Origin of the sequence: Micromonospora sp. M61 (genome assembly GCF_018070245.1) — a bacterium.
Classification (GTDB): domain Bacteria; phylum Actinomycetota; class Actinomycetes; order Mycobacteriales; family Micromonosporaceae; genus Micromonospora; species Micromonospora zamorensis.
Map to the genome: position 1 here is coordinate 1 of NZ_JAGPYA010000058.1, position 17,660 is coordinate 17,660.

Annotated in this window: 18 protein-coding genes; 6 read left to right on the forward strand and 12 right to left on the reverse strand. The window is 67.6% G+C overall.

Going from position 1 to position 17,660, the window contains the following annotated elements; translation table 11 throughout:
* Positions 1 to 1,139: 1,139 nt before the first annotated feature.
* Positions 1,140 to 1,319, forward strand: a complete 180-nt coding sequence (locus KBX34_RS26375) for a transposase (RefSeq protein ID WP_307871500.1) — start codon at positions 1,140 to 1,142, stop codon at positions 1,317 to 1,319.
* A gap of 56 nt (positions 1,320 to 1,375) precedes the next feature.
* Here the strand turns inward: KBX34_RS26375 and KBX34_RS26380 are convergent, their stop codons facing one another.
* Together KBX34_RS26380 and KBX34_RS26385 are read right to left on the reverse strand one after the other, a co-directional pair.
* The gene (locus tag KBX34_RS26380) at positions 1,376 to 3,127 is read right to left on the reverse strand and encodes a glycoside hydrolase family 2 protein (protein ID WP_210927579.1); all 1,752 of its coding nucleotides are present in this window, start codon (positions 3,125 to 3,127) and stop codon (positions 1,376 to 1,378) included.
* Positions 3,124 to 4,464, reverse strand: a complete 1,341-nt coding sequence (locus KBX34_RS26385; protein WP_307871501.1) for an MFS transporter — start codon at positions 4,462 to 4,464, stop codon at positions 3,124 to 3,126. The genes KBX34_RS26380 and KBX34_RS26385 overlap by 4 nt, the downstream gene beginning before the upstream one ends.
* Positions 4,465 to 4,671: 207 nt before the next feature.
* On the opposite strand from KBX34_RS26385, the gene KBX34_RS33820 reads away from it, so the two are divergent.
* On the forward strand, positions 4,672 to 5,079 hold the full coding sequence (locus KBX34_RS33820; RefSeq protein WP_247672261.1) for a creatininase family protein: 408 nt from the start codon (positions 4,672 to 4,674) through the stop codon (positions 5,077 to 5,079).
* Between the two features lie 35 nt (positions 5,080 to 5,114).
* On the opposite strand, the gene KBX34_RS26395 is transcribed toward KBX34_RS33820, so the two are convergent.
* The 4 genes from KBX34_RS26395 to KBX34_RS26410 form a co-directional block, all read right to left on the reverse strand.
* Positions 5,115 to 5,363 (reverse strand): hypothetical protein, encoded by a 249-nt coding sequence (locus KBX34_RS26395; RefSeq protein ID WP_210927580.1) that lies wholly within the window; start codon positions 5,361 to 5,363, stop codon positions 5,115 to 5,117.
* Positions 5,364 to 5,710: 347 nt separating this feature from the next.
* Positions 5,711 to 6,067 carry a hypothetical protein gene (locus tag KBX34_RS26400; RefSeq protein ID WP_210927582.1) on the reverse strand — a complete coding sequence of 119 codons (357 nt, stop codon included), beginning with the start codon at positions 6,065 to 6,067 and terminating at the stop codon, positions 5,711 to 5,713.
* Positions 6,068 to 6,252: 185 nt separating this feature from the next.
* Entirely contained in the window at positions 6,253 to 7,152 is a 900-nt protein-coding gene (locus tag KBX34_RS26405; protein WP_210927583.1) for an AraC family transcriptional regulator, read from the reverse strand.
* A 78-nt stretch (positions 7,153 to 7,230) separates the two neighbouring features.
* A complete protein-coding gene (locus KBX34_RS26410; RefSeq protein ID WP_210927585.1) occupies positions 7,231 to 7,989 on the reverse strand; it encodes an SDR family NAD(P)-dependent oxidoreductase in 759 nt (252 codons plus the stop codon).
* Between the two features lie 320 nt (positions 7,990 to 8,309).
* On the opposite strand from KBX34_RS26410, the gene KBX34_RS26415 reads away from it, so the two are divergent.
* Positions 8,310 to 8,777 carry a hypothetical protein gene (locus KBX34_RS26415; RefSeq protein ID WP_210927588.1) on the forward strand — a complete coding sequence of 156 codons (468 nt, stop codon included), beginning with the start codon at positions 8,310 to 8,312 and terminating at the stop codon, positions 8,775 to 8,777.
* Here KBX34_RS26415 and KBX34_RS26420 read toward each other — a convergent pair.
* The 5 genes from KBX34_RS26420 to KBX34_RS26440 form a co-directional block, all read right to left on the reverse strand.
* A complete protein-coding gene (locus KBX34_RS26420; RefSeq protein WP_307871502.1) occupies positions 8,763 to 9,518 on the reverse strand; it encodes a hypothetical protein in 756 nt (251 codons plus the stop codon). The genes KBX34_RS26415 and KBX34_RS26420 overlap by 15 nt on opposite strands.
* Positions 9,485 to 9,646 carry a hypothetical protein gene (locus KBX34_RS26425; RefSeq protein ID WP_210927589.1) on the reverse strand — a complete coding sequence of 54 codons (162 nt, stop codon included), beginning with the start codon at positions 9,644 to 9,646 and terminating at the stop codon, positions 9,485 to 9,487. The genes KBX34_RS26420 and KBX34_RS26425 overlap by 34 nt, the downstream gene beginning before the upstream one ends.
* Before the next feature lie 92 nt (positions 9,647 to 9,738).
* Positions 9,739 to 10,299 carry a hypothetical protein gene (locus KBX34_RS26430; RefSeq protein WP_210927591.1) on the reverse strand — a complete coding sequence of 187 codons (561 nt, stop codon included), beginning with the start codon at positions 10,297 to 10,299 and terminating at the stop codon, positions 9,739 to 9,741.
* A gap of 110 nt (positions 10,300 to 10,409) precedes the next feature.
* The gene (locus KBX34_RS26435) at positions 10,410 to 11,648 is read right to left on the reverse strand and encodes an ATP-grasp domain-containing protein (RefSeq protein ID WP_247672262.1); all 1,239 of its coding nucleotides are present in this window, start codon (positions 11,646 to 11,648) and stop codon (positions 10,410 to 10,412) included.
* A 2-nt stretch (positions 11,649 to 11,650) separates the two neighbouring features.
* On the reverse strand, positions 11,651 to 13,045 hold the full coding sequence (locus KBX34_RS26440; protein WP_210927595.1) for an MFS transporter: 1,395 nt from the start codon (positions 13,043 to 13,045) through the stop codon (positions 11,651 to 11,653).
* Positions 13,046 to 13,203: 158 nt separating this feature from the next.
* On the opposite strand from KBX34_RS26440, the gene KBX34_RS26445 reads away from it, so the two are divergent.
* The 3 genes from KBX34_RS26445 to KBX34_RS26455 are packed head-to-tail and all read left to right on the forward strand — an operon-like array spanning position 13,204 to position 16,313.
* The gene (locus tag KBX34_RS26445; RefSeq protein WP_197699617.1) at positions 13,204 to 14,064 is read left to right on the forward strand and encodes a TauD/TfdA family dioxygenase; all 861 of its coding nucleotides are present in this window, start codon (positions 13,204 to 13,206) and stop codon (positions 14,062 to 14,064) included.
* Between the two features lie 40 nt (positions 14,065 to 14,104).
* On the forward strand, positions 14,105 to 15,358 hold the full coding sequence (locus KBX34_RS26450; RefSeq protein WP_210792648.1) for an ATP-grasp domain-containing protein: 1,254 nt from the start codon (positions 14,105 to 14,107) through the stop codon (positions 15,356 to 15,358).
* 4 nt (positions 15,359 to 15,362) lie between these two features.
* On the forward strand, positions 15,363 to 16,313 hold the full coding sequence (locus KBX34_RS26455; RefSeq protein WP_210927597.1) for a GNAT family N-acetyltransferase: 951 nt from the start codon (positions 15,363 to 15,365) through the stop codon (positions 16,311 to 16,313).
* 212 nt (positions 16,314 to 16,525) lie between these two features.
* On the opposite strand, the gene KBX34_RS26460 is transcribed toward KBX34_RS26455, so the two are convergent.
* Positions 16,526 to 17,437 (reverse strand): TauD/TfdA family dioxygenase, encoded by a 912-nt coding sequence (locus KBX34_RS26460; protein WP_210792650.1) that lies wholly within the window; start codon positions 17,435 to 17,437, stop codon positions 16,526 to 16,528.
* Positions 17,438 to 17,660: the final 223 nt, after the last annotated feature.

Here is a 17,660-nt window from a genome sequence, read left to right on the forward strand (position 1 = left end):
CCCAGCGCGACGCCCTGCCCGCGGTACCCCAGGGCGTAGGCGGTGGACGCGTTCACCGCGACAAGTTGCCATGGGGAATCGACCGCAGCGCCAGGGTTAGAAGGATTATGGCCGGTATAGTAACCATATTCCGGCGTTTCCCAACTGGCTTTAGCGGCATCTAGTTCCCCTGGCCTAGTGGCGACAAAGCCGGGGTCTCCGGGGTACGCTGGCCCGCCGCCTGCATGGCCAGGGATCGATGTCGGACCGGCCTTAGGTGATGCCGAGGCGAACCCCGCCGGAAACAACGCGATGCTTCCTCCGGCAGCAAGGGCACCTCCCAGCCGACGCAGAAACTGCCGCCGATTCACGAACCTCATGCTCATCTCCGACTCCTTCCGATGGGTCGATATATCTAACGGACCAGGGCGGCCCGTTGCGTCCCAGGGCCATGGTCTGCCTGCGCTGGTCGGGGCAAAATAATGTGCCGTTCTGCCGCTTCTGTCAGACGGATGTCGACGGCTTTATTCGGGATCCCGACTGCGGCGCGAGCCGAAGTATGAACGTCGGGCGCCAACTGTTTTTGGGGCCGGCACCGAGGGTGACTTCGACGCCGGGAACGCTTCATGCCAGTGGCAGTGCAGACGGCACAAGCCCGGTAACCGGCAACAGCCATTGCGAGCCGACGCGGTGCGCGCACCTTTGTGGCGTCAACCGCGATCAGAGGGAACCCCTGCCACGTCAGAACGGCGGACTGGATCGCTCCCACGAGTGGGCCTCCCTCCATGGTCACCAAATTAGACTGCGATGGAACTCCTTCGTCAAGGGGGCAAAAGCTGTCTACCAGAAACGGTTTTTGAGTGACCGTCCATATCTTTTATGTAACTGTTGTGCACTGGGCCACAGGTTACATCCACGGAAGTGGTGTACGGCTTGTCCATAATGGGCTTTTTGCGTAGATAAGAGACGGTCACCGCACGATCCTTCGAGGCGGCAAAGTCCGAGTGAAGGAGTGTGATGCGCGATGGCCGTACCTGAGAAGCGCGAGCCCTGCTGACCTGCTGTGCGAGCAGATCGCGGGCACGTCGCCGAATCTGTTGCAGCGATGATCAGAACGTCCGCGCAGGCAGTGACCCGCCGAAGCCGACGCGGTCTGCGGCGTGGGTTACCGGCAGCGCAGCGACGAGCGGGCCAGCTCCCGCAACGGTTACCGGCGGAGGGAGCGGGATGCCCGGGCCGCGACGATCGACCTTCGGATCCCGAACTGCGCCAGGGCTCCTACTTCCCGGACTGAGCTGACTCACCGCCGGCGGGCTGAGCAGGCCTTGGTGTGGTGGTAGCGACCTCGTATCTGCTCGGCTGGGCCGAGGAGGCACGTAACCGCTGGTAGCCCTCGTCAGAGACGTAGCTGCCGGTTGACCTCTGCCACCAGCTCGGCGGGCAGTTTGAGCAGCCGGCGGTCGTAGCTGAGCAGACCGTTCACCTCGTCTTCGACATCGGAGAGTTGGGTGTAGACCGTGGCGCTCAGACCTCTGGCGATCGCCGGAGCGATCTGTTCGGCATGCAGTCGGCGGAAAGCCGCACCGAGCGACGCCGCGTCGCGGAAACGGCGGTAGCCGAACTCGCGATCGGTCGACGTGTGCCCGCTGACGGCAAGGCTGTAGCCGCCGTACTCGGACAACACCAGCACCCGGTGGTCCCGGCCGCGCCGCGGCACCCGGAAACGGCGGAAGTAGACGTGCAGGCTGCGCAGGTCGCCGCCGCCCTGGTCGTGCCAGCCGCTGGCGTGGTCGACACTGCGGGTCGGGTCCAGTGCGGCGACCTCGGCGGCGATCGCGGCGGCGTCGAACTGACCCCACCCCTCGTTGAACGGCACCCACACGGCGATGCTGACGACGTTGCGCAGCTGCTCGACGGTGTCGTGCAGCTCAGCCCGGAACTGCTCGCGCCCGGCGTCGTCGTCGCGGGCGAACCACCGCCGGCGTCGGTCGGTCAGCCGCAGCGGGCTGACCGCCGGAGCGGTGACTACCAGCGGCCGATACCGGCCACCACCGTTGACCATGTCCTGCCAGACCAGCATGCCGAGACGATCACAGTGGTAGTACCAGCGCGCCGGCTCGATCTTGATGTGCTTGCGGAGCATGGTGAAGCCGAGTTGCTTCATGGTCGCGATGTCGTGGACCAGGGCCTCGTCGGAGGGGGCCGTGTACCAGCCGTCGGACCAGTAGCCCTGGTCGAGGATGCCGGCGTGGAAGTACGGTGCGCCGTTGAGCAGCAGCCGTGGCGTGCCGTCCGGGGCGGGGCCGACGCCGAAGGAGCGCATGCCGACGTAACTGCGGACCCGGTCGTCGCCCAGGTCCACAACCACCCCGTAGAGGTACGGGTCCTCGGGGCTCCACCGCCGTGCCGCAGGGACCGGAACGCGAACCGGCCGTCCGGCGGGTGCCTGCGCCACGCCTACCACGTCGTCGCCGGCCAGGATCGTCACTGTCGCATCGAGGGCGCCCGGGTCGGCGTGCACCGTCACCTCGAGGCAGCCCTCGTCGAGCAGCGGGGTCAGGCTGAGTCGCCGTACGTGCCGCGCGGGCACGCACTCGGCCCAGACGGTCTGCCAGATCCCGGACTGCGGGCTGTACCAGATTCCGCCGCGGCGCAGCCGCTGCTTGCCGCGCGAGTGGTGAGCGGTGTCGGTGTCGTCTCGTACCGCGACGGCCAGCGTGTTGTCATCGTCGTGCAACGCATCGGTGATGTCGCAGTGAAACGGCAGGTAGCCGCCGGTATGCCTGCCCACCGGCGTGCCGTTGACAAGAACCTCGCAGGTCTGGTCGACGGCCCCGAAGTGCAACAGCACCCGCGCCGACGGGTCGGGCCGGAAACCGTCGGGCAGTCGTAAGATCCGGCTGTACCACAGTGTCTGGCCCGGTAGCAGTTGCCGGTTGACGCCCGAGAGAGGCGTCTCCGGCGAGAACGGGACGATGATCTCCCCGTCGTACCCCTGCGGCTGTTGGTGGCTGTCGGTGATCGCGTACTGCCAGCGGCCGTTGAGGTTGAGGTAACTGTCCCTGACCAGTTGCGGGCGGGGATACTCCGGCAACGGCCGGTCCGGGTCGAGCGTCTCGCCCCACGGGGTCAGCAGTGGCCGGATCATCCGCGCGTCGCCGAGTCGTACCGGCGGCGCAACGTCAGCACCGGCACGACGATGAGGGCGAGCACTGCCAGCGCCGCCAGGAAGATGCCCGGCGCCGGCACCTGTTTGACCACGCCGAGGTCGGTGTAGGTCTCACCGGTGCCGTTGATGACCGCCGCGCCGAGGTAGGGCCCGACGACCATCGGCAGCAGGATCGCGAAGATCATGCGCAGGCCCTGTACGTGGCCGGCGCGCTCCGGCGGGGAGAAGTCGCGTACCAGCGCCCCGATCGGGGCCAGCACCAGCATGAAGCCGGACATCATCAGCAGTCCGGCAGCGATCACCTGGCCGGTGCCACGGGCCAGGTACATCGAGAACAGACCGGCCGCGTACACGGCGACGGCGGCAAGCAGGAAACTGACCCGGCCCATCCGGTCGATGAACCGGCCCACGACCACGCTGACGAGGGAGGCGCCGAGCAGCACGACGCCGAGCACGAGGGCGTAGCCACCGATGTCCAGGTAGCGCTGCAGGTAAATGATCAGATATGGCAGGAAGACCTGGGTCGAGACACCCCAGATCGACCATGCGGCCAGCGCCAGGTAGAGCCGGGGGTTCGCGCGTACGGCAGCCGGGCGCAGCCCGTACAGCATCGAGCCGAGCAGGCGCTCGCCCCGACGGACGGGCACGGGCTCGTCGCGGACCAGGAACCAGGCCAGCACCCCGACCGCGGCGGTGATCCCACCGACGATCAGGAAGAACGTCCGCCACTGGCCGGCGCGGGTGAGACCGTCGAACCCGCCGAAGACGGCGAGCATGGCCAGTAGCGGCATCGCGGCCAGCACCGACTCCACCCGGCCTCGGTTCGCCGGTCGGGTCACGTCCGTCACCCAGGCCTGGAACGCGGCGTCGTTGGCGCCCGAGCCGAGGAACGACATCAGGCAGTCCAACGCGATTACGGCGAGCAGTGCCAGTAGCACCGCGTCGGCCGCTGGTGCCAGTGCGGCAACAGCGTCCACAGTGAGCAGGCCGAATGCCGCGGTGGAGACACCCCACGCGAGGTAGCCGCCCGCGATGAAGGCCCGGCGACGGCCGGACCGGTCGGAAATCGCTCCGATCAGCACGGTGGCCGCCGTCGCGGCCAGCGCACTCGCCGCGACCATGGTGGCGATGGCGGTCGGATCATCGGTGATCGTGTCGTGGACGAACACGTTGAGGTACATGTTCTCGACCGCCCAGGCCAGTTGGCCGACGAAGCCGAGCAGCACCAGTGAGGTCCAGGCGCGTCTGCCGAGCCGCGGGTCACCGGGGCCGGCGGGGGAGAACGTCGCGGGACCGGTGGCGGTGGGTACGGGCACAGCGCACCGTCCTTGCTAGCCGAGCCGGGGGCAGCCCGAAAGTGAGAGAGATTCTACAGATGTCCGTGTCTCGGCTGAGGGTGCCGTTCAAAGATCGAGGCGGCACCGTGGTGTACCGGCGTACCGCAGTCGGATGAGCAGGCGGTAGCCGAGCCGGGTGGCCGGTACTTCGAGCATCGCGTCAAACGGCTGCTACCCGGTACGGCGGTGGCGGATCTGGTGGCTCTCACCGATCTGGTCGCGCCGCACGGGGCGCGGCTGTCACGCAACGCCCGCCGAGAGTTTGCCGACGGTGCGCAGGAACGGTTCGTCAACCAGCGCTGTCACGGTGCTGGGCTTGCCACGGCTAGGCAGCGGCTAGACGAGCTCGTCGAGGCCCTGCGCTACAGCGACGAGGCTGACTCCCTGACTCGATCCGGCGTCGAACACCCGGTCCTCATCAACGGACACGGCGGCAACTACGTCCTGTCGAACGTCGTTCAGGGGTACACCGCAGCCAGCGGACTCACGATGAGCCTGTACCCGCAGGGCCATGACTGGACCAAGGCCCGCACCGATGCCGGCATGGAAACCAACAGCCACGAGGACATGCACGCGGGCGAGCTGGAGCCGTGAGGTTTCCTGACGCAGGACCGGATGTTGCGAATCCTTCAGGTGCTCAGCCCGTTGGTGTCGGCTATCTCTTCGCGGAGACGGCGCTGCTCGGCCTTGCTCAGCGAATTGCCGTCGGTGACGTGTAGGGCCCATGGTGTTGGGCAGGGGCCCTCGTGAGCGGTGTCCGGGCAGAGAGTTTCGACCAGACGATCGGTCAAGGCATCGACCTCGCTGGCAGCGGCGACCACCGGGATGGTGATCCGCCATAGCTGGGCTCGGCCGTCATCGGCCTCGGGAGTGGTCATACGCGGTATCTCCATCTGTCGGCAAAGGGCCGGCGCCGACTCAGCAAGCCGGCGCCGACCTCACACGCAAGCCCATTGTGCAGTCCACCGCCCGGCAGTGCTTGGTGCGGCAGCCTCGCGGCGCTTTGCTGGACAAATCTTTCTTGGCGCTTTTGACCGCGGCGCTCTCGGTCTTGCCGCTGCCGGCGCCCCAGACGTAACCAGTGCATTTTGAGTCGTTGCCGACCAACCCGCAATTGGCCTTGCATTTCCACGCTTGGCCATCGAGGTCGTACTGGTTGACCGGATCGGCGGGGTAACCGTCCTCGTCGGGGGAGCCTGGGAGGTCGGAGACAGCGACGAGGAGTTCAGATCCTTCGCTGTAGGTTTCGCAAATCCACACCGATGCATGCGATGACTGAAGTGGCGTCGGCAGCCAAGAAGAGCTGAAAGTGGTAGGGAGGATCGAATTGGCTCACCTGGCCAAGTCGTAGCGGCTGTTCGTCGAGCGCGTGGAGCGCCTTGACGGCCGCTGCAAAACCGAGGGTCGGAGTACCCCGCTTCCTAATGAGCACCTCCCGCACCCGGTAGATGCGCGCAAGCCTGCTTGCAGGGACCAATCCGTCCCAGATGTCGAAGGAGGCCCCCAGCCCAACGGCTTTACGGCACTTCTTGTTGACGGCACTGTCCTCGGCAAGCAGAGCGATCAAGTCCTCACGGTTCACCAGGCGACCGTACAGCCGCTCGTACAGCCAAACCGACCCGCCGACACCGACGCTGAGGGACAGGCTGACGAGGTGTGCAGTCGCCCGACCGGGCATCCGTAATCTTTCTGATCCCAAGGCCGCTCACGGCCGCCGAGGGCGAGATGCGCCGCACCGGAACACCAAGATCCCCGACAGGGTCGAGGTCAGGGCAGCGCGGTGACGAGTTCTGCTGGCGGAGTGCGGAGCTGGGTGTCCTTGCTGGGCGGTGTGCCGAACATGCGGCGGTATTCGCGGCTGAACTGGGAAGGGCTGTCGTAGCCGACGCTGAGACCCACACCGGTGATGTCTGAGGGGCGGCTGGCGAGCAGGAGCCGTGCTTCTTGCAGGCGGATGCGTTTTTGGAACTGGATGGGGCTCATCCCTGTGACGGTCTGAAAGTTGCGGTGGAACGCGGAGACGCTCATGCCGGCGATTTCCGCCAGGTCCTCTACGCGGAAGGCGGTGGCGAAGTTCTCCCGGATCTGCCGCACGGCGCGGTTGATGTGGGCCAGTCCGCTGTCGGCGAGACCGAGTTGGCGGATGGCGACTCCCTGCTCGCCGCGCAGGAGATGCCAGAGGATTTCCCGCTTGACCATGGGAGCGAGGATCTTGCGGTCTGCGGGCTGCTCCAGCAGGCGCAGCAGGCGCACGATGGCGTCCAGCAGTGAAGGCGAGGCCGTGGAGACGGCAATGCCGGGTGATGCGGTGCGTGGGGTGGTCGGCAGGTCTCGGGGGTCGGCTTCCAGGAGGAGCTCAGCGAGGGCTGAAGGAGCGAGAGTCATGCCGAAGCCGAGGGTGGGCTGCCCGGTGTCCAGGACATGGCCGGTGACGGGGAGATCGGCAGAGGCGATCAGGTACTCGCCGGGCCCGTACTCGTAGAGGCGCTCGCCGAGGGCGAGGCGTTTGCCGCCCTGGGCGATGACTGCGAGCACGGTCCCCGACATCCCGATCGCCGAAGCATTGGGATGGGTGAACTTGCATACCCGGATGCCGTCGATCGCCGTGCTCATGTCGGGCCGCGCGTGCCGGTTGAGAAGCTCACGCATTTCGTCCAGGGCAGGCATGAATCCATTTTTGCACGAACCTGCACACGGGCTCGCTGGCCGGGCAGGATTGGGCACGCATCCGACGGTAGAAGTGGTTCAGAGGTTCTGACCTCCGGAGACTTCGATGTCCTGGGCGGTGATCCACCGGCCTTCCTCGGAGACCAACATGGCGATGACCATGCCGATGTCGTCGGGCTCGCCGACGCGGCCGAGAGTGAAGGTCTTCGCCAGTTCCGGGATGATCTGCGGGTTCTTGCGAAACGCGTCGTCGGCGAAGCGGGTGACGGTGGCTCCCGGTGCGACCGAGTTCACGCGGATGCCGCGGGGACCGAACTCCTTGGCCATGTAGCGGGTGAGCACCGCCACGGCGCCCTTGAGGGCCGCGTAGACGGAGTACCCCGGCGCGGTCACCTGGGGCAGCGTGGAGTTGCTGGTCAGGTTGACGATGGCACCGCCGTCGGCGAGGAGCGGCAGCAGGGCCTGGGTGAGGAAGAAGGGCCCCTTGAACAGGCCGTCCGTGAGCCGGTCGAATTCCTCCTCGCGGGTGTCCTCGATCATCGCCATGCCGGCGAATCCGGCGTTGTTGACCAGGTGGTCGAAGGAGTCCCGCTGGAAGGTCTCGCGCAGCACCTCGGCGACGGTCTCCCGGAAGATGGTGAATCCCGCCGTGTCGCCGAGATCCAGGTGCAGCGCCACGGCAGTACCGCCCCACTGCTCGATCTGGGCGACGGTGTCCTTGGCACCCTGTTCGTTGGAGCTGTAGGTCAGGATGACGCCCGTACCGCGCCGGGCGATCTGCAGGGCGGCGCTCTTGCCGATGCCGGAGCTTGCACCGGTGACGACGGCTACCTTCATGGTGTGCCTCCTGGCTGAGGATTCGTTCGTCGGAATCCGTGGGGAGTGTGTCCCTTCCAGGAGACCGCTGCGCCGGGCCCGCGAAAAGAATGATCCTCTTCGCCTCTTGCCCAATCCTCTTGCACGGCCGGGGCAGGGCCCATGTCAGCCGTGCCGGGAGCGTTGGCCTTTGCGTGACTGCCCGGCTCGTCGCCGTTCTGCGCCTGCGCGTGGGCAGGATCGTGCAAGGATCCGCCAGGATGTCCCTAGCAGCCCTCCCGGCGTGACGGTTGACTTGCCTCAAACGCCATTTCCGTCAGGCACGAGTGAGGCAGCCGACCATGACCGACACCGCGGACAGAAGCTACAACGTGGGCGCGGTCCGGCGCGCTCTGGCCATCGGTCCAGGCTCGCCGCGCGAGGCACGCACCATCGACATCACCACCCTGGGCGGGCGCCGGTCGCCCAAGGCGCATCGAGATCTGGTTCCACCATGTCGGCGGCCGCTGGTACCTCAGCGGGATGCCGGTGCCCGAAGCTGGTACGCGAACCTGTCGGCGCATCCCCATTTCACCTTCCACCTCAAGAACGGCGTCCGGGCGGACCTGCCGGCCACGGCAGTGCCGGTCAAGGATCCCGCGGTGCGCCATCGCGTACTGTCCGGCCGCAACGGCCGATGCCCGCTCCCCGCGGCTCCGAGCGCACTGGCCCCTCCAGTGCGCTCGGAGCGACGAGATGAGATCGTCCGGGCTTGTGGGCTCCCCGTCATGGTTTCCCGGGTAGTCGGGATCGGATCAGATGCCGAGTGACCTTCGGGTGGCTTGGACGGTGTCGAGCAGTTCCTCGTAGCAGTCGAAGCCGCGCTCGATGCAGTCCATGTCGATCCCGCATTCGCGCTGTCGAGTTCGCAGCAGCGACTCGTCTGGCACGTACGCCGGGAAGGTCAGGAAATCAACGTCGGGAACCCGTTCCCGCAGCACGGCGATGTCGTCGTGCCCACCTTCTCTGAGTTGAAGCCAACCGTTGAGGTCGTCGTAGACGACCGCGCCCGCGGCGATCCCTTTCGTCCATCCGGTGAAGAGCGCGGCGAGACTGGTGGCCGCCCGAGCCGAGCCCCAGATGTCGGGGGTGAACTCGTAGCGCCAGATCTCGCCCTCATGATCACCTGCGAGTACGAACGTGTAGACCAAATGCTCGAAGTTGAACAGCCGCACTTGATGCCGCCACGGGAAGGGCGTGCCGATCGATATCGCCAGGGTGTCGAGTTCCTCGCCCCCGTCGGTCGGCCACGGCATGATCCATCCCCCGTTGGGCAGCAGCCGTCGGGGCGGCCATTTCTGCGACTGGAACCAGGCCAGCTGCTCGGCGACGTGGTCCACACCGAAGAGCCGGTAGACCAGGTCGGGGGGCTGCGCGACGGGCGCTTCAGCGTGCTCGGGCCAGTCGAGGCCCGCAGCTGTCGCCGCCGCACGGTACTGCGCGACCGCGTCACGCAGCACGCGCATGTCGTCGAGCATCAGGGCACCGCCGGTGAGTTGGGGGTCATGCACATGCTGGCTCCGCCCTCGCTGACCCGGAATCCAAAGCTCGGCCCGTTCGCCGCGACCCATGGCTTCACCGGCAGCACGATGAACCGCTCGCCGTCGGCTACGTCGCACTTGCGGAAGAACGCAGACATCTCGGTGCCCTGTGGGCTCGACTCCGAAGGCGGGACCGGTTGGAGCCGGGCCCGGGTGGGCTGGCGTGGGCACGCGCTGCGGGGCCGTCGAACTAGTTGCTGTCTCTGGCGGGTGGCATCGCCTGCACAGACGTCTTCGCGGTCAGTCGCGCAGCGAGCCGCTCGTCGAGGTACGCGGCCAACTGCGCGTCCTCACCCGAGGTCATTGTCGTACGGCAGAGGTACCGCGGCTCGTGCCGGTCGGCGCAGTCCACGCGGTAGGCCTCCCGCAGCCGACTAACATGCTGGATCGCCGCCCATGGCACCCGCAGTGAGGTGTGGACGGTGTGCCACTCGATGGCATCCGTGCTGAATACATACCGCAGGGGCGCCAGCATTTCCGGGTTGCGCCGCAGGTGCAACGGACCGTTGATCAACCCGGCAAAGCACCAGATCACCCCGAACGGGAGGCCAAACAGCCCGGCGAGAAACCACGCACCCTCGGCCATGAACGTGCCGAGGCTCGTGATGGAAAGAAGCAAACCTGCGATGGCAAACGTACGGCTGGTCCGCCGCACATCTCGCCGCAGCAACCGTGCGAACCTGGCATCCGGAGTGACAACCAAGTCGAATCCGTCTTGGAGGCCTACGTTGCTGAGCTTCTCGTCGCCCACATGCACCCCTCGCTGTCCTTCAATAGGAGCCCTCGGCGAAATCTAGCCCCTGCCGACCCGCACCGCGATCATCGCCAGTTGGCAGAGCTTCTCCTCGTCGAGACGCACACCTAGGCCTTGCCTCCGCTGGGGACGGTGGTGCGGCCGTCGGCGACGGCGATCTGGAAGGCGGCGTCGATAGCGGCGACGTTGCGGGTGATGTCGCCGCGGGTGGCGGCCCGCATGATGACGACGCCGGCGTAGACGGACGAGTCGAGCGGCCCGCTGACGTTGTCGCCGACGCGGGTGGTGATGGTGGCGTCGACGACGCAGTCGAGGCGCAGCAGTTCCTCTCGGCTGGTGATGGCGGTGACGGTGCCGGCGGGGCGGGGCAGCATGTACTGGATCATGTGGTCGTCGCGGGGTGCGGGGGCGATGTCAACGCCGGCGCCGGTGGCGAGGTCGAGGAAGGTGTCCCACAGGTCGATGCCGTACTGGTGGCGGATCTGCGCGGTGATGCCGCCGCCGCCGGGGCGGCAGGCGATCTCACCGATGAGGTAGCCGTCCGGGCTCTTGAAGACTTCGAGATGGGTGACGCCGTCGCGGAGCCCGAGGGCGTCGACGACCTGGGTGTGCAGGTCGGCGATGAGGTGGGTTTCGGGGTCGTGGTCGGGCAGGGTGTACGAGCCGATGACGCCGCCGACACTGTCGAGGACGGGCGCGAAGTAGCGGGACACGGGCGCGAACCGCACGTGACCGTCGATGACCACGCCGTCGCAGTGGTATTCGGCTTCGATGTCGACCATCTGTTCGGCCAGCAGGGGGAACGGTGCGGTGCGCATGGCGGCGCGGCTGTCGTCGGCGAAGACGTCGTGCAGGTGGTCGGGGTCGCGGATGACGACGACGTAACCGGCGCCGCCGCCGCACGCGCGTTTGACGACGACGGGCCAGCCGAGGTGCCGGGCGGCCTCGACCGTGTCGTCGAGGGATTCCATCCGCCGGAACGCGGTGACGGGCAGGCCGGCGGCTGCGAGTTTCTGCTTCATCACGAACTTGTTGGAGAACGCGTTGGCGACCTCATATCCGGGGCCGGGCAGGCCCAGGTAGGAGCGCAGGTAGCCGCCGGCTTGGACGCTCCATTCGGAGGGTGCGACAACCCAGTCGAAGGGGTGCCTCTCACGGATTCGCAGGGCGGCGAGCCGTACGCCGGTGAGGTCGGCCACGGAGTCGACGAGTTCGACGTCGGTGCCCGGGTCGTAGAAGTGCCGGTACTTGTCGATGGTGATGACGGAGAGCCGGACGTCGGGGCGGTCCTGCAGGAGCCGGGCTCCGGTGCGGCAGTTGGAGTTGACGAGCAGCACGTTGGGCATGGTCACCCCACCGTTTCCTGAGGCACGGCGTGGGCCATGGCGGGGGTTTCCGTCCGGACGGGTCTGGCGTCGGTGGACCGGCTGGTGCGGGTGGGCGATCTGGTCCAGATGACGACGGCCAGTACGGCGGTGACGGCGGCGGGCAGAAAGACGAACACGGAGCCGGTGAGGCCGACGGTGAGGCCGAGCAGCAGTGACGACAGCGGCACGGTGCCGGTGATGAAGGTACGGATGACGGCGTTGACCCGGCCGGACAATTCGGCGGGAATCTCGGCTTGGCGGTAGGCCATGGTCGTGGCGTTGACACCGCCTTCGCCGAAGCAGAGCAGGCAGAACGCGATGACGACGAGGATGGGCGCGACGAGCAGCAGGCCGACGGAGCCGAGGGCTGCGACGCCGAGCCACACGCCGATGCGCAGGTGGCGTCGGTGCGGCCCGTTCGGTGCCAGAGGGCTGACCCAGGAGCCGATGGCAGCGGCGACGGCACCGAAGGAGACGGCGATACCGAGCGCACCAGGGGACCAGTTCCACTGGTTGGTGCCGATCGTGAGGATGGTGGGTTCGACGGCGCCGGCGCCGAGGTTGTAGAGGGCTACGGCTGCGGTGAGCCGGCGCAGGTCTGGTCGGGCCCGGAAGTAGGCGATCCCTTCGCGGATCTGCTCTCGCATGGTGGGGCCGTGGCGTTCGATGACGGTGCGCACCTTGGGTAGGAACAGGGCGGCGACGGCGGTGACGAGGAAGCTGCCGGCGTCGATGATGAGGGCCCACGTGACGCCGGCGGCGGCGATGGTCAGACCGGCCAGGGCAGGGCCGGCGAACCGGGCGACGAGCTGCGCGGAGTTGAACCAACTGGCTGCCTGGTCGAGCCGTTCGCGGGGGACGAGGGCGGGGATCAGGCCGTAGTCGCCTGCCACGTCGGAGACCACCTTGGCCAGGCCCATGACGGCGAGCATGACGAAGACCAGGGCGACCTGTTCGAACAGGAGCAGCAAGGGGATCATGGCCACGGCGGCACATTGGACGATCTCGCCGGCGATGAACAGGGTGCGCCGGTCGTGCCGGTCGATGAACGCGCCGAGGAGCGGGGCAAGCAGGAAGGGCGCGGTCTGGGCGGCCATGCTCGTGACGGCGAGCAGGCTGGAGCCGGTGGATTCGAGCAGCGCCCAGGGCACGGCCAGGTACAGGAACGTGTTTCCGGCCATGGAGATGGCCGTCGCTCCGGTGTACAACCAGAACTTTCTCATGATCTTCCCATCGCCGTCGCGGCCGGGTGCGGCTCTCGCTGTGTGGGGCAGGGCCTTGGCGGTGCGGCGGACTCCGTTGGGGAAATCGTCCGGCGCGGCTATCCGTCGACAGTCATGTTGCCACGTCTTGCCAAATCTTGGCAATGCGGTCACGATGATGGCGCGATGAGGGGTGCTCCCGCTTCGCAGGATTGGCAACAATGGCCAGGCCTTGTGCGTGCCAGGCGAGCCAGGCGCAATCCACGCCCACACTCATCCGAGAGAGAGGCAGTACCGTGGCGCAGACCCTCGTGGCCCCATCGTCCGTCACCGTGACCCGGCTCGCGGGCAACATCGGCGCCGAGATCGGTGGTGTCGACACCAGCGGACCGCTCAGCGACGCCGCCGTCGCCGCCGTCCGTGCCGCCCTGCTGGCGCACAAGGTGGTGTTCCTCCGCGACCAGAACCTCGACTACGACAGCCAGCAGGCGTTTGCCGAGCGGCTGGGCGAGCTCACGCTCAGCCACCCCATCTACGCCGCACCGGAGCGCCGTCCCGCGTTGCGCGAGATGGACTCCGCCCATGGCACGAAGGCAAACCACTGGCACACCGACCTGACCTTCATCGAGCGCCCACCCGCGTTCTGCCTCCTTCATGCCAAGATCATTCCGCCGGTGGGCGGGGACACGATGTGGGCGAACTGCGTCACCGCGTACCAGTCGCTGCCCGCTCCGCTGCGCGCACTCGCCGACGAGCTGCGCATCCTGCACAGCAACGACTCCGACTTCACCGACGACACCGTGGACCACCGCGACGACTACGTGTCCACCGCCTACGTCGCTGAGCACCCGGCTGTGCGGGTGCACCCGGAGACCGGCGAGCGTGCGCTGCTGCTCGGTGGCTTCGCCCGCAGCGTCGTGGGGATGACCCCGGCCGCCGGCCGCGACCTCATCCGGCTGCTGCAGGAGTACGTGACCCAGCCCGAGCAGACCGTCCGCTGGCAGTGGCGCGTCGGCGACCTCGTCATCTGGGACAACCAGGCGACGATGCACTACGCGATCTACGACTACGGCCGGGAGCGCCGTCGTGGCGAGCGACTGACGACCATCGGCCAGACCCCGGTCGGCATCGACGGCCAGGCCAGCGTCACCATCGCCGGTGACACCTCCGCATACAGCGCCGGCCTGCGCTGACGCCACGGCCCTTGTCGGACCGTGAGGAAGAGGCTGTGACATGAAGAACGTGCTGCTGATCAACTCGGGTCGCAAGGCCGTCGGCTGCGCACTCCAGGAACGGGACGACATCCTGCTGTCGGTCATCTCCATGCCCGGCTACCTCGACTGGTACGACGCGGGCACCGACCTGGAGGTTGTCGACACCATCGAGAACCTGGATCTGGTACGCGCGGCCGCCCTGCGGATCCGGGAGCGTAATCCCTTCGACTACGTGGTCGCCCCGTCGGAGTGGAGCGTCCCTGCCGGAGGCTTCATCCGTTCCTACTTCGGCATCCCCGGGCCGAGCTTCGACGTGGCGAACGCGTTCTCCAACAAGTTCGTGATGAAGCAGAAGGTCGCCGCGGCCGGGCTGCCGGTGGCGAGGTTCCGTCGGGTGAACACGCTCGGTCAGCTCGTCGCCGTCGGTGACGAGCTGGGCTGGCCGTACGTGCTCAAATCCGCCTTCGGCGGCGGCTCGGAGAACGTGTTCGTCGTCCGCGACACCGAGCACGCCAAGTCGATCATGGCCGGGGAGACCCTGGCCCGTCTGAGCGACCTGGACAGCCCGATGCTGGCCGAGGAGTTCGTCGACATCGACACCGAGTTCCACTGCGACGGGGTCGTCGTCGACGGCAAGGCGGTGTTCGCCGCCGCCTCCCGTTACCTCGCCCCGGTCCTCGACAGCCTCGGCGGCGTGATCGGCTCGTACACGCTCCCGGACGACCACGCCGACGCCCGCCTGATCTGCGACCTGCACGATCGGGTGATCACCGCACTGGGGCTCCCCGACGGCGTCACCCACCTGGAGGTTCTCAAGTCCTCGCGCGGCTACCTGGTCGGTGAGATCGCCTGCCGGACCGCTGGCGGCGGCATCCCTCTCCAGCTTGAACACCAGTACGGAGTGGACACCACCGACGCCCTCATCGCCACGTCCATCGGCGACCCGGTCGAGTTGGACGTCCCGTCCCGATCCGACTACATGATCCAGTACATGCTGCCCCGGCCGGTGGGCACCGTCACCGCGATCAGTGCCGCCGCCGACCTGCGCTCCGCGCCTGGCGTGGAGTACGTCGAGATCAGCACGAAGGTCGGCGACCACCTCGCCGGTCCGGTGGACTCCTCGGTCTACGCCGGCATCGTGCTGATCCGGGCCGCGACCGAGGCGCAGGTGGCCGAGCGATGCGCGGAGATCGCGCGCCGGTACCGCATCGACGTGGCAGCGGAGCCGGTCGGCGACTCTGCGACGGCTGTCCTGGCCGAGACGAGGGGGTGACGCTGTGCGGATCACCGACCACCATGGCCTGGCTCTCGCTGACATCGTCCCGGAGGAGGTGGCGCAGCGGCCGTGGCGCGGCAGCGACAAGCACATCGACGTGGTACGCCTGCCAAACCCCCCGGACGATTTCCTGCCCGAACTCGCCGGACTCGGCTTCGTCCACAAGCCGGAACTGCTGTCGTGGCGCGCCGAACTCGGCCCGGACGAGGAGGAGTTCCTGGCCCGGCTGGCCACGAAGCCACGCCAGGACATCAGGCGCTCCATCCAGCGGGCCGAAGCCGCGCTCACCCTGACTGTCCACGACACCCTGCCGGCGCCGTTGCTCGACCGGTTTCTGGACCTGTACCGCTCGCGTGTGGCGGAGATGACCTACGGAATCACTATCGCGTGCCGGTACCGGGACGCGATGCTCGACGGTCCGGACAAGTACTACGGCGTCTTCGCGATGGACGGCGCGGAGATCGCCGGCGGGTGCCTGGTCCGTGAATGCCCGGACGAGGAGACGGTGCGCATCCGCTTCTCCGCCGTGACCGAGGAGTGGCGCCGGGCCAGCCTGGCTCGCACCCTCTACTTCGGGGCGATGCGAGTGGCCCGCGACAAGGGCTTCAAGTGGGTGACGCTGGGCGATGAACCCAACCTGTACGGCCACCTGACCAAGATGGGCCTGTTCCCATTCAAGGTCGCCATGGGCTTCCACCCGGTGCCGTCGCAGGACAATCACGACCCCGAGGGCCGCGACCTCGCTGACCTGGTCCTGACCGGCACGCACCTGAGCGGGCCCGGGCTGATGCTCGGGTATGTGCCCGGCCGTCGCCACGAGCGGCAGTTGACCGGGTACGTCATCAGCGACGAGCCGGTGGACCTGAAGCGGATCGCCGCCCCGTTCCTGGACGCGGTGGTCCAGGTGCCGCCTGGTGAGCGCGCCGCCTCGGCGGCGGTCCCGCTGCCCTGAGCGGCGCTGCTTGTCCCCGCTGCCGACACTCCTGGACTGACTGACGCGACGGCTCCCGGTCCCGCCGGGAGCCGTCGTCGTGTTCCACCACGCCCGCCGCCTGATGAATCCCGTAGCGGCTCGCCGATGGCCGGTGACACGGCGAACCCCGGGTGTACGCCGGCGGACCGGCGCACACCCGGGGAACTGGCCCCGCTCACGTTGGCGGTGGGCTACATGCCCGCGCCCGCCACGAAGTCGGAGGTGTTGCCCTGCAATGTGACAGCGGGAGCGCCGTCGACACCGACAGTGGTGGTGCCGGCGACGGTGACCCGCTCACCGCGGCGGTGCTCGGTGTAGTCCTTGATCGCGTAGTGCAGGGTCGCCTGGTTGTCCCAGATCACCAGGTCGCCCTTCTGCCACTTCCAGCGCACCGTGTACTCGGGCTTGGTGGCGTACTCCGTCAGGATCCGGAGCAGGTCGCGGCCGGCCTGCGGGGTGTAGCCGGTGACAGCCCGCGCGAACCCGCCCAGCAGCAGGCAGCGTTCGCCGGTTTCCGGGTGCACCCGGACGGCCGGGTGTTCGGCCGCGAAGCGGTTCTTGAGGTACTTGGTCCGCACGTCGCCGTCGTAGGTGGCGTCGGTGAAGTCCGAATCGTTGGAGTGGACGACGCGCAATCCGTCGGCCAGCGTGCGCAGTCCCTCCGGCAGGTCCCGGTATGCCGCACCGGTGTTGGCCCAGATCGTGTCGCCGCCGACCTCGGGGCAGACCACGTTGTGCAGGAAGGCGAAGGCCGGCGGGTTGTCCATGTAGGTGAAGTCCGCGTGCCAGTAGTTCGCGCGGGTGCCCTCGCCGCGGGAGTCCATCTCCCGCAGCAGCGGCTTGCCCTCGGGGCCGCCGTAGATCGGGTGCCCCAGGGTCAGGGTGCCGAACCGCTTGCCGAACGCCACCAGACGGTCGTAGTCCAGATCCTGACGCCGGATGAAGATCACCTTGTGCGTCAGTAGCGCCTGCCTCAGTTCGCGGATCACATCGTCGCTGAGGTCCTCGGAGGCGTCCACGCCGAGGATCTCAGCGCCGATGTTGCCCGCCACCTGCCGGATCCGGACCCGGGTGTTGACGGGGTTCTCGATGGTGTGAGTCACCTGGTCCTGCCCTTCCTTGTCGGAGTCGACGGCTCTGCCCGCGTGGAGCCTGGGAGGTGCACACGCTCCACGTCTGGGCGCCTGGCCAACGCCGCCGGTCTTGAGAGCCATATTGCCAAGTCTTGCCAGCCCTGGCAACGCCTGAATCCGCAGTATGAGAACTACTTTTCAGTCAGCAGCAACCTCGGCTCGGCGTTCGCCGATTGCTGGCCGTTGCCAAGTC

Excerpts from the sequence above, each read along its gene's own strand:
- KBX34_RS26425 (WP_210927589.1), bottom strand. The coding sequence starts at position 9,646 with ATGTCTGCGTTCTTCCGCAAGTGCGACGTAGCCGACGGCGAGCGGTTC.
- KBX34_RS26435 (WP_247672262.1), bottom strand. The coding sequence starts at position 11,648 with ATGCCCAACGTGCTGCTCGTCAACTCCAACTGCCGCACCGGAGCCCGG.
- KBX34_RS26415 (WP_210927588.1), top strand. The coding sequence starts at position 8,310 with ATGACCGACACCGCGGACAGAAGCTACAACGTGGGCGCGGTCCGGCGC.
- KBX34_RS26410 (WP_210927585.1), bottom strand. The coding sequence starts at position 7,989 with ATGAAGGTAGCCGTCGTCACCGGTGCAAGCTCCGGCATCGGCAAGAGC.
- KBX34_RS26380 (WP_210927579.1), bottom strand. The coding sequence starts at position 3,127 with ATGATCCGGCCACTGCTGACCCCGTGGGGCGAGACGCTCGACCCGGAC.
- KBX34_RS26395 (WP_210927580.1), bottom strand. The coding sequence starts at position 5,363 with ATGACCACTCCCGAGGCCGATGACGGCCGAGCCCAGCTATGGCGGATC.
- KBX34_RS26405 (WP_210927583.1), bottom strand. The coding sequence starts at position 7,152 with ATGCCTGCCCTGGACGAAATGCGTGAGCTTCTCAACCGGCACGCGCGG.
- KBX34_RS26450 (WP_210792648.1), top strand. The coding sequence starts at position 14,105 with ATGAAGAACGTGCTGCTGATCAACTCGGGTCGCAAGGCCGTCGGCTGC.